This window comes from Paenibacillus xylaniclasticus, from assembly GCF_004001065.1.
GTDB classification, from domain to species: domain Bacteria; phylum Bacillota; class Bacilli; order Paenibacillales; family Paenibacillaceae; genus Paenibacillus_T; species Paenibacillus_T xylaniclasticus.
On the sequence record NZ_BIML01000010.1, the window covers coordinates 125,295 to 136,309 of the forward strand.

7 protein-coding genes and 1 pseudogene are annotated in these 11,015 nt (G+C 51.5%); 2 read left to right on the forward strand and 6 right to left on the reverse strand.

Going from position 1 to position 11,015, the window contains the following annotated elements; translation table 11 throughout:
- Window positions 1-12: 12 nt before the first annotated feature.
- A complete protein-coding gene (locus tag PXY01_RS13205) occupies window positions 13-2,379 on the reverse strand; it encodes an endonuclease MutS2 (protein WP_127570477.1) in 2,367 nt (788 codons plus the stop codon).
- Window positions 2,380-2,548: 169 nt separating this feature from the next.
- Between PXY01_RS13205 and PXY01_RS13210 the strand changes: the two genes are divergently transcribed.
- Together PXY01_RS13210 and PXY01_RS13215 are read left to right on the forward strand one after the other, a co-directional pair.
- Complete coding sequence (locus PXY01_RS13210; RefSeq protein ID WP_127570478.1) at window positions 2,549-2,920, forward strand: phage holin family protein; 372 nt, start codon at window positions 2,549-2,551, stop codon at window positions 2,918-2,920.
- 173 nt (window positions 2,921-3,093) lie between these two features.
- A complete protein-coding gene (locus PXY01_RS13215) occupies window positions 3,094-3,474 on the forward strand; it encodes a cupredoxin domain-containing protein (protein ID WP_127570479.1) in 381 nt (126 codons plus the stop codon).
- A gap of 82 nt (window positions 3,475-3,556) precedes the next feature.
- Here the strand turns inward: PXY01_RS13215 and zapA are convergent, their stop codons facing one another.
- The 5 genes and pseudogenes from zapA to PXY01_RS23310 form a co-directional block, all read right to left on the reverse strand.
- Window positions 3,557-5,719 carry a cell division protein ZapA gene (zapA, locus tag PXY01_RS13220; protein WP_127570480.1) on the reverse strand — a complete coding sequence of 721 codons (2,163 nt, stop codon included), beginning with the start codon at window positions 5,717-5,719 and terminating at the stop codon, window positions 3,557-3,559.
- Window positions 5,720-5,901: 182 nt separating this feature from the next.
- A complete protein-coding gene (gene pheT, locus PXY01_RS13225; protein ID WP_127570481.1) occupies window positions 5,902-8,343 on the reverse strand; it encodes a phenylalanine--tRNA ligase subunit beta in 2,442 nt (813 codons plus the stop codon).
- A 60-nt stretch (window positions 8,344-8,403) separates the two neighbouring features.
- Window positions 8,404-9,438 carry a phenylalanine--tRNA ligase subunit alpha gene (gene pheS, locus PXY01_RS13230; protein WP_127570482.1) on the reverse strand — a complete coding sequence of 345 codons (1,035 nt, stop codon included), beginning with the start codon at window positions 9,436-9,438 and terminating at the stop codon, window positions 8,404-8,406.
- A 444-nt stretch (window positions 9,439-9,882) separates the two neighbouring features.
- On the reverse strand, window positions 9,883-10,353 hold the full coding sequence (locus tag PXY01_RS22830) for a hypothetical protein (RefSeq protein WP_246027916.1): 471 nt from the start codon (window positions 10,351-10,353) through the stop codon (window positions 9,883-9,885).
- A 186-nt stretch (window positions 10,354-10,539) separates the two neighbouring features.
- A pseudogene (locus PXY01_RS23310) lies at window positions 10,540-10,698 on the reverse strand (transposase family protein); the annotation flags it as partial.
- Window positions 10,699-11,015 lie beyond the last annotated feature (317 nt).

Below are 11,015 nucleotides of genomic sequence, written 5' to 3' on the forward strand. Positions count from 1 at the left end.
TGCATCCTCCTGTCAGTTGAGCTCAGCTACCGTTACGCCGGTACCGCCTTCCCCATACTGTCCAAGCCGATAAGCTTTAACATGCTTATGTCTGCGCAGAAACTCTTGAATTCCGGTGCGAAGCACCCCGGTGCCTTTGCCATGGATGAGATGAACGCGTCCAAAGCCCGCCAAGAAAGCTTCATCGAGAAAACGGTCGACCTCGATCAACGCTTCATCCAGTGAAGCACCTCGCAGATCGAGCTCCATCGCCGCATCTTCATCACGTGTGCGCTTCAAGCTTGCCGCTTGCTTCGGCTGCTGCTGCTTGACTTTAGCCTCGCCTGATGACAGCAGCTCTATGTCGTCCAGCGCTACCTTCATGCGCATAATGCCCAGCTGTACGAGTGCTTCGCTACCGGATAGCTCAATGACGCTTCCTTTCTGATTCAGACTATATACGCGCACTTCATCGCCAGGTGTGATACGTACCGGCTTGCCTTTGCGGCCCGCCGGAGCCTTCGGCTTATGAAGCTCCGGTGAAGCTTCATCCAGCCGCCTGCGCGCCTCGATAAGCTTGTGCTCCTTAACTGAGGCACCTTCTTCCATCGCAAGCTTACGCAGGTCCGCAATGATTTGCTCCGCCTCCGCTTTCGCTTTACGAACCGCTTCACGCGCCTCATCCTGTGCCTTGCGAAGCAGCTTATCGCGCTGCTCCTCGAATCGTGCAATCTCCGCCTCGTGCTTCGCGCGCTGCTCCTCCAATTGACGGCGAAGCGCTTCCGCGCTGCTGCGCTCGGACTCTGCGCTCAGCCGATCCTCTTCGAGCGACGCGATCATATTCTCCACGCGCATGTCTTCTTCGCTCACTTCACCGCGCGCATGATCAATAATTTGCTGCGGCAACCCGAGCCGCTCCGCAATAGCGAATGCGTTGCTTCGTCCGGGAACACCGACTAACAATCGATAAGTCGGACTAAGCGTCGCAATGTCGAATTCCATGCTGGCGTTAATGACTCCTTTGCGATTGTAAGCATAAGCTTTAAGCTCGCTGTAGTGAGTCGTTGCAACTATACGTGACCCAAGCTTATGAATATGCTCCAGAATAGCAATCGCAAGCGCTGATCCTTCCGCCGGATCTGTGCCTGCCCCCAGTTCATCAAGCAGAACAAGACTTTTCGGCGTCATCGACTTCAGAATACGGATAATATTCGTCAGATGGCTGGAGAATGTACTCAAGTTCTGCTCAATGCTCTGTTCATCACCAATATCGGCATAGATTGCATCGAACACACACATTTGACTGCCGTCCTCTGCTGGAATGAACAGTCCGGACATCGCCATTAAGCTGAGCAGGCCGATCGTCTTGAGAGATACAGTCTTCCCCCCCGTATTCGGACCTGTCACGATAATGGCCGAAAATTGATTGCCCAACTCGACATCGATCGGCACAACCGATTCAGCTGCGAGGAGCGGATGGCGACCGCGCTTGAGCTTCAGAAAACCGCGGTCATTCATACGCGGCAGCGAAGCCTTCATCTCGTGAGCAAGTCTTGCCTTCGCGAATGCAAAGTCCAGTAAGCCAAGACCTTCCGCGTCATACGCCAAATCTTCGCTAATGTCTGCCGTAAGCGCGGTCAGCTTCTGCAGCACCTTCTCGATTTCCCGTTCTTCGGCAGAACGAAGCTCGCGCAGCTTGTTATTCATCGAGACAATAACTTCCGGCTCGATAAACATCGTCGCTCCAGAGCTGGACTGATCATGCACAATCCCGCCAAAATGGGAGCGGTATTCCGATTTCACCGGAATAACATACCGATCATTGCGAATCGTAATAATAGCATCCTGCAGCATCTTCTGAACCGAGCTGGAACGAATCATCTGGTCAAGCTTCTCCCGGATGCGCGATTCACCGCTGCGCAGCTCTCTGCGAACGCTCGCCAGCTCCGGACTTGCCTGATCGATCACCTCTGCATTCTCATCGATACAGCTAAAGATGGCGTCCTCCGTCTCCTTATGCTCGGATAACGGTTCAGCCAAGCCAGCCAAGAGTGGAATCGGATCTGCTTCATGAAGCTGCAACATATGCTTCTTCACTCTCCGGCCCGCCTTAATCGTCACGGCAATCTCAAGCAACTCAGCCGCGCTCAGCGTGCCGCCGATGCGGGCGCGCTTCAGCGATGCAGATAAGTCCGCGATTCCTCGAAATGGCGGTGTTCCTTTAAGCCGATCCGCCTTATAAGCCTCATCCGTCCCTTGGAGTGAAAGCTTAACCGACTCCAGCTCCGAGCTTGGAGTAAGCTTATCAATAATCGCTTTACCAAGCGGCGTCGAAGCATGTGCTGCCAATTTATTAATAATTTTATAATAATCTAATGTTTTTAATATTTTATGATCCAAAGCGAAGAACAGCTCCTCTCAACGTACATTATAGCCGATGCGCGAACTGGATGCCATGACGTAACCTTCCATACATGCAAATTGGTCTATGGGATACGATATTAGTGAACATCCTCAGGCCCGGCCAGCACCGGCACTGAGATAACCCATTCAAGGAGGTTATACCATCATGCATTTTTTAGGCCATGTCGTTCGGTTCATCGTGTCGGCAATTGTGCTTATGCTTGTTGGTTTTATTGTACCCCAGTTTAGCGTAGGGGGATTCTGGAGTGCTCTGTTTCTGGCGGTCGTTATCGCGGCCCTCGGATGGATTATCGAAGGCATCTTCGGCAAGAAAGTCACTCCTTTCGGCCGCGGTATCGTCGGCTTTATCGCCAGCGCCGCCGTCATCTGGGTCGCTCAATTCATTGTCGGCGGCGTGAACGTAACATGGCTTGGCGCCATACTGGCAGCACTCGTCATCGGGATTATCGACCTGTTCATTCCGGTCAGCACGCCGTTCGAAGCAGGTCGGAACGAATCGCGCGGCAGCCAGCGTTAACATGTTATACCAAGGACGGCTGCATCCCCTTGCTGATCGGCAAGGGGATTCGTCATGTCCTAGAAAGCTTCACGAATTTGTAACTGCGAAGCGAATCGCGTATCGTATACAATGGAAACGGTGGGCCAAGCCTTAACATTGGCATATTTGCATATTGAGGGGAGTTTCCAAGAATGCACAAGACAAAGCTGCTGCTCACAGGGGCACTCACAGTTATGGTTCTACTAGTGTTCAGCGCATGTGGATCAAGCTCGACGGCGATGAATGCCAACATATCCGAACCTCAAGAAGCGGTGTCAGAGCTTAACATCCAAGCCTCTAACTATCAGTTCGACCAAGAAGAGTACCGAGTAAAGCAAGGCGAAGCCGTCAAAATTACAGTAACCTCAACTTCCGGCTTCCACGGTATTAAAATCAACGACACAAGCTACAGTATCAGAAGCAACGAATCAAAAATTCTTTCGTTCGATAAGCCCGGTACTTATGAAATTCACTGCAACATCGCCTGCGGCTCCGGACATACCCGCATGAAAGCGAAAATTATCGTCGAATAATGAACAAAGACGGCCGCACGGGACGATGGAGTATCATCCATCACCCGGCGGCCGTTCTTTCATGCAAAGCCAATTCAACTCGTCAGCTCGATTCAATCAGCTCGATCCACTCATTGTACTCCGTTTGCAGCTTCGAATATTCTTGCTGAAGAAGATGCAGCTGTTCTCTTAGCTGCTCCTTCTCCGCATCTTGGTCCGCGCTTGCAGCTGCGGCCTGCTTGTACTGCTCCAGCTCCGCCCGCATTGCCCTCAGACTCGCTTCACGTTCCTCGCGCAGCCGCTCTAATTCCAACTCCCGCTCTTCTCGCAGACGTTCCAATTCCGACTGACGCTCCTGCGTAAGCTTATCCAGCTTCTCCGACCGATCCTGCGCCGACTTCACTTCCAGTTCCAAATCCGCAATTCGGTTGTTCAATCGAGCTTGCTCCTCCTGCTGGATCGCCAGAAGCCTCGAGGCTGCCGCAGCTTGCTCAATATGCTGCGCAAAATGCTCATTAAGCTGCTTCAGCTCCCGTTCATATTTGGAAGCCAATTCAGCCTGCTTGACGCTTTCATTCTGAGCATCCTTCAGCTTGTCGCGCTCAGACAACAGTTCGGATGCAAGCTGCTCGCTGCGCTCGGTTAATCGCTGCAGTTCACTTTGCAGCGACTGCTCCGACTCTAGAAGCACAATCAGCTGCTCCTCCGTCTCATCAAGACGCTGCTTCCATTCCTTATTTACTTGTTCTAACGCTTGCTCACGCTCTTCGCGATGCTTCACCAGCTCCGCTTGAATAGAAGCTTTGTACTCGCTTTCGAGTCTCTCTCGGTGACGTTCCTCCAGCACGATGACAGCCTCGCGATGCTGATTCTCCATCGTATCTAGCTGCTCCATATATTGAAGCTCTATGGTCTCAATCTGCGCTTGGCGCTCCCGCTCCGCTGCTTCCATCGACTCTCGATGCTGATGGCTCAATCGCTCCAGCTGCTCCGCGAGCTGCTCTTCAAAAGAAGCGCGCTGCTCCGCGAGCTTCATCACGTTCGCTTGCTCAAGCTCCTCGAGCATCAGCTTATACTCCGCTTCGCGCTCATTCAGCGCGGCCTCATGCTGCGCATCCCGTGCTGCAAGCTTCGCCTGGAAAGCCTCTTCGCGGGCGGCGCTTTCCGCCTCTGCAGCAGCCAGCTGTTCTTCGAGCAGAGCGGCAGCAGCAGCATCCTGCTCCATCAGCCTCCGCTCGTACTCCGCTTCGCGCTCCGATAGCTGCTCCGCCATTACCGCGCGCAGCTCCTCCAGCTTTGCCTCTGCCTCCGCTTCCTGCTGCGTCAGCTTCTGCTCCAGCTCCGCTGCCGCTGCATCCCGCTGTGTCAGCTGTTGCTTCAGTTCTGCTGCGGCTGCTTCCTGCTGTGCCAGCTGCTGCTCCAGCTTTGCCTGCTGCGCTTGATAATCTAAAGCACGCTGTTCTTCAGCCGTTTTCATTTCAGTTATCGTCGTATTCAGCAGCTGCTTCTCTTGCTCCGACTGTTCTTCCAGTGCTTTCATTCTGCGCTCTAGCTCAGAGCGTTGCTCCTGCAGCCTTCTCTCTGCTGCGTTACGCTGCTCGGCTAGCAGGCGATCGGCTGCTGTACGCTGTTCTTGCAGCTTGCGCTCACTTTCTGCCTGGATTGCACTCAGTTGTTTCATAAGCTCCGCTTTCTGCGCTTCTATCTGGTTCGTAAACTGCTGACGCTCGGCGGTCATCGTCTGCTCATACTGTAGCTTGAGTGCTTCAAGCTCCTGCTTGGCAGCCTCCGCCTGCTCTTCCCGCTGCAATTCACTTGCAAGCATCGCCTCCGCAAGCTTTCGAGCTGCTTCATCTGCCGCCAGCTCAAGCTGCGACTGATGCTCCTGCTCCCATTCGCTTCTGGCCTTGATAATTGCTTTCTCCGCGTTTGCGCAGCGCTGCTCAGCTTCCGCAACCAAGCCTTGCAAAGTCTCTGCTTGTGCTCGAAGCTGCTCGATTTCCTCACTCAGAGCCGCATTACGCGCCTCTTCGGCAAGCAGCTTATCGTTTTCCCGCTGAAGTCTCATCACGTCTTCAGCCATATGTACCGCCGCTAATACAGCGATCTTCGGCATATCAAGACGCGGATACCCCTTCGCGAGCTTATGCATATTTTCGTCGACCAGTGCCGCGATCCGTTTGATATAGTCGATACTGGAACGACCCGCCAGCTTGTACTGATGACCGTATATGTCAACCGTTACGCGTGTCCGATCGGCATCCATCAATGCAATATCCTCCCAGCTGTATTAAAGTCGCAATTCTAGGTGTAAGAAGCGTCTTCCTACCAGACCAAGGTCGTTTGTAGAAAGACTTATCAGGTAGCGACTCAGTTGAATAGGGCGAAAAAAAGCCACATCGCTGTTCCTTTCGGAACTATTTCGATGTGGCTTTGATTGTTTCCTGCCTACTTCCGCAATTCCGCGCCAAAAGTTTGCTCGATTTTCACAACGACTTCCCCGTGCAGCTCCGTAATTTCCTCGTCTGTGAGCGTCCGTACTGGATGCCGGTAGACAAGCGACAACGCAACGCTCTTCTTGCCCGCTCCAAGCTTCTCACCCGCATACACGTCGAAGACCCTAATGGACTCGAGTAGTTCTCCTGCCGTCTCACGAGCCGTCTCGGTCAGGCGTCCAGCTTCCACACTTTCATCGACCACAACTGCGATATCACGTCCAATTGCCGGGAAGCGCGGCAGCGATTTATAGACAATAGCGAAATCCGCATACTCATACAGTGGAGCAAGCTCTATCTCCGCTACATACGTATCAGACAATTCCGACTGCTGCTGCAGCTCTGGGTGAAGCTGACCGACATAGCCAATCGTTATCCAGCCCTCTCCAGTATTAAGCTTGACAGCAGCTGTTCTCCCTGGATGGAACCCTTCCGGCTGCGCAGCTTCATAACGAATAAGATGGGCAATGCCAAGCGTTTGAACGATCGCCTCAATGATGCCTTTAGCATGATAAAAATCAAAAGCTTGCGCCTTCTGATTCCATCCAGCTGGCACAGAGTTACCTGTTAGCAGCAAGCCAAAACGATGCTTCTCGTTCGGAAGCTTCGTTAACGTTTCTTCATCCGTATGGAATACACTGCCGAGCTCGAATACCGCAAGATCATCATTATTGCGGTTGCGGTTATACGACGCCATATCCAGCAGCTGTGGAAGCAGCGATGTACGCAATACGCTGCGCTCCTCGCTCATTGGCATGGCAAGACGTATTGGACGCGATTCATTCGTCAGAGCCGGGAACAGCAAAGCACTCTCAGGTCCTGTGAACGAATAGCTAATCACTTCATTCAGACCAGAATCTGTCAGCTTCTTACGAAGCTCGCGGCGAATCGCCTGTGCCTTCGTCAGAGCGCCAGGCGTTGTGCTGCCCTCAATCGGCGTTGTCGGAATGTTATCATAACCGTATAGGCGCGCAACCTCTTCAATTAAATCAACATCCCGAGTTATATCACCGCGACGCGTTGGTACCGTAACGGTGAATACACCGTTATCATCTACTGAGCCTTCGAATCCAAGCCGAACAAAAATCGCCTCAACCTCAAGCTTCGACAAAGCTGTACCAAGGTATTGGTTGATCTTCGTAATCGACACTTGTACGACTGCCGGCTCTGGACGCGAGATGACCTCTTCAACGATTCCTTCCATTACATGTCCATCTGCGTATTTCTCGAGCAGCGAAGCAGCACGATCCAAAGCAGCGATGACCCTTCCCGGATCGACTTCCTTCTCAAAACGCGCGCTCGATTCCGAACGAAGGCCGAGCTGACGTGACGTACGACGTACCGTACTGCCGTCAAAACGTGCGGACTCCAGCACAATATCTGTCGTATCCGTCGTCACCTCGCTGTTAGCTCCACCCATTACGCCAGCTAGAGCAACTGGCTTCACTTGATCCGCGATCACAAGCATATGCGGCTCAAGCTTGCGCTCTTGGTCGTCCAGCGTCGTCAGCGTCTCTCCAGACTTCGCCAGGCGAACGATGATACGTCCGCCTTCCAGCTTAGATGCGTCAAAAGCATGAAGCGGTTGACCGTATTCGAGCATCACATAGTTCGTAATATCAACGACGTTATTAATAGGACGAACTCCAGCTGCCATCAGACGGTTCTGCATCCAGAGCGGCGACGGAGCGATTTTAACGCCTCGGATATAACGAGCCGAATAATGCGTGCATTGCTCCTTCGCTTCAATTGCAACCGCAATATGAGAAGAGGCTTGCTCGGAAGAATGCATAATGGACGTATCTGGAAGCTTCACCTCCCGCCCTGTCAATGCGGCGACCTCGTAAGCTACGCCGAGCATACTCAGGCAGTCCGAACGGTTCGGCGTCAGATCAAGCTCCAGCACTTCATCATCAATTCCAAGCGTAACCCCAATCGGTTGACCTACCGGAGTATCGGCAGGAAGCACCAGAATACCATCCTGTTGTTCTTTAGGAAGAAGCTTCTCCTGCAGCCCGAGTTCTTTGGCCGAGCAGATCATACCTTGCGATTCGACACCGCGCAGCTTTGCCCGTTTAATGTGTATGCCGCCCGGCAGCTTTGCGCCCACCATTGCTACAGGTACCTTCTGGCCGGCATCGACATTACGAGCGCCACATACGATTTGCAGCGTTTCACCCGTACCGGCGTCGACTTGGCACACGTTCAGCTTATCAGCGTCTGGATGCTTTTCTTTCGAGACGACATAACCGACGACGACTCCAGATACGCCTTTATTGAGCGATTCCACAACATCGATCTCAATGCCGCCGCTCGTCATGCGCTCCGCGATTTGCGAAGCTGTCAAATCGTTCACATCGATATATTCATTTAACCATTGGCGTGATACTTTCATTTCTTTAACGTTCCCTTCTGTCCCGTATTTCGCTGCACTCGTTATCCCGCAGCCTGTGCATCACATGCGCGCAAATTGATTCAAGAACCGCTGATCGTTCGTATAGAAATGGCGAATATCATCAATACCGTATTTCAATAATGCAATCCGCTCAACGCCCATACCGAACGCAAATCCGCTTACTTCATTCGGATCGTATCCGCCCATTTCGAGTACGCGCGGGTGAACCATGCCACAGCCTAAAATTTCCAACCAACCGGTATGCTTGCACATCCGGCAGCCATGACCACCACATTGCGAGCAAGTAACATCGACTTCCGCACTCGGCTCAGTAAATGGGAAGAAGCTTGGACGAAGACGGATCTGTGCTTGCTGGCCAAACATCTGCTGAACGAACTGCAGCAGCGTTCCTTTCAAATCGCTCATCCGAATGTTCGGACCCACGACCAAGCCTTCAATTTGATTGAACTGGAACGAATGGGTCGCGTCGTCGTCATCACGACGGTATACTTTGCCTGGGCAAATAATTTTGACAGGCAGTTTGCCATTCATTGCCTTCATCGTCCGAACCTGCACCGGCGACGTCTGCGTACGCATCAAAATATCGTCCGTAATGTAGAACGAGTCCTGCATGTCGCGTGCAGGATGGTTCTTCGGCAGGTTGAGCGCCTCAAAGTTAAAGAAATCCGTCTCTACCTCCGGACCTTCTGCTACCGAATAGCCAAGCCCGACAAAAATATCCTCAATCTCTTGAACTACCTTATTCAGAGGATGAACCGCTCCAGTAGGAAGCGTTCTGCCCGGCAGCGTGACGTCGATCGTCTCTTCGCGAAGACGTGCAGCCGTCTCTTCCTTACGGAAAGCTTCTTGCTTCTCTTCAATCACCGACTCAATCGCAGCGCGCACCTCATTGCCTACTTGACCAATGATTGGACGTTCCTCTGCGCTCAGTGCGCCCATTCCTCGCAAAATTTCTGTCAAAGCGCCTTTCTTGCCCAAATACTTAACCCGCAAATCATTAAGCTGTTGTTGTCCTACAACCTGCTGCAGCTCCTGCAGTGCCTCCGTCCGCAGCGCTTCCAAACGTTCCTTCATGCTTCTATCCCTCCATCGTCTTAAAGCTTTGCTAATCGCAAAGCTATGCTGCTATCGAAGCCTTAAGCCTCCAAAACGCTTGCCAAAGCAAACGCAAAAAAGCCCTTTCTCCCAATAGGGACGAAAGGACCGTGGTACCACCCTAATTCAAGCCGCAAGCTTACCGAGTTACAAACAGCCTACGTCTTCTTTATCCGGATAACGGCCGGCACCGGACTTGCTACATACGACCTTGCCGGCACGCGTTCACAAGTCAGCTCGGGAGCGAACTTCGGCAGACCATCATCGCAAAGACGCTCTCAATCTCCGGCGTCTTCTCCCTGTCCGTTCGGCGCTGCTTACTCTTCTCCGTCATTGCAATCCATGTATTAGTCTTTATTATAACCAGCGTACACATAGCAAAGCAAGATCTAAGGTGTAAAAATACGCCTATTCTAGAGCCGTTCAATCCATACCATAATTATATCCTGATGCAATATCCAGCAGCGAAACCGCTTTCCCTTTACCCGCCTTCCCCCACGCAGCCATTCTAAAAAAATGCTCATCATAATATAGCCGCCAATTCCGTACGTTCCGATACAACATCGAAATTTGCGCTCTTGCCCGGCTTTGTGCCAATCGAAGCGCCTCTGTAACAACCTTCGAACGATATACCATCAGCAGTCTAGGCTGCCCTTCATCTGCAGTTGCTGTATATGTATTGGTTCCATTCGACAGGTATGCCCCTTCCTCCGTCTCATTATCCGAAACAGAGCTTTCAACTGCTTCCCTAACGTCTGCTCCTTTCCCCATTACCGAACCGCATGCTACTGCACACTCAGCCGTATTTGATTCCGTTCTCCTCAACTCCCGGTCCGCCATTCCCCATCTATGATCATCAATCGTGATCATGCTTCCCCCGGACCATACCTTCATCGTACGTCTCACAACATTAATCATACGAAGAGCAGTTCGATAATGTACCTGAAGCAGCCTGGACAGCTTGTTCGCCGAACAGCTCTCTCCTGCGGTAAACCAATGAAATACAAATAACCAATACGAAATAGGCAGCTTCGTATTGTGGAGCATCGTTCCAGAAGTTAACGAAACTTGATGTCTGCACATCATACACTGATACAAATTGCGAGAACGGATAAAACAATAATTGTCATTACCGCAATACGAACAAACAAACCCGTGCGGCCAGCGCAATTGAAACAAAAATTGCCGGCATTTCTCCTCATTATCATATTGAGCCATGAAACTTAGCAACTCTTGCATCCAATTCACCTGCCTCTTAGTTATATTACCATTTTATCGAACATACGTTCTCGTTTCAAGTTGTTTCACTAAATTTTATGTAAAAATTTTCGCTATTTCCCTGTCGTCTATCACCCCAAAAACAAGTAGCTGAGAATAATGCCTAATTCGCTAAACAACATCTTTACCAAACCGATCTTCTTATCGAAATTGTTTTTTCTAACGTACTATTCTGTTGGCAGCTTCCCTTTCCATCATTCCAAAAACTAGTGTCTGAGAATAATGCCTATATCATTGAACAACTTAATATGTGCATTTATTTCAGCCAGACAATTTTA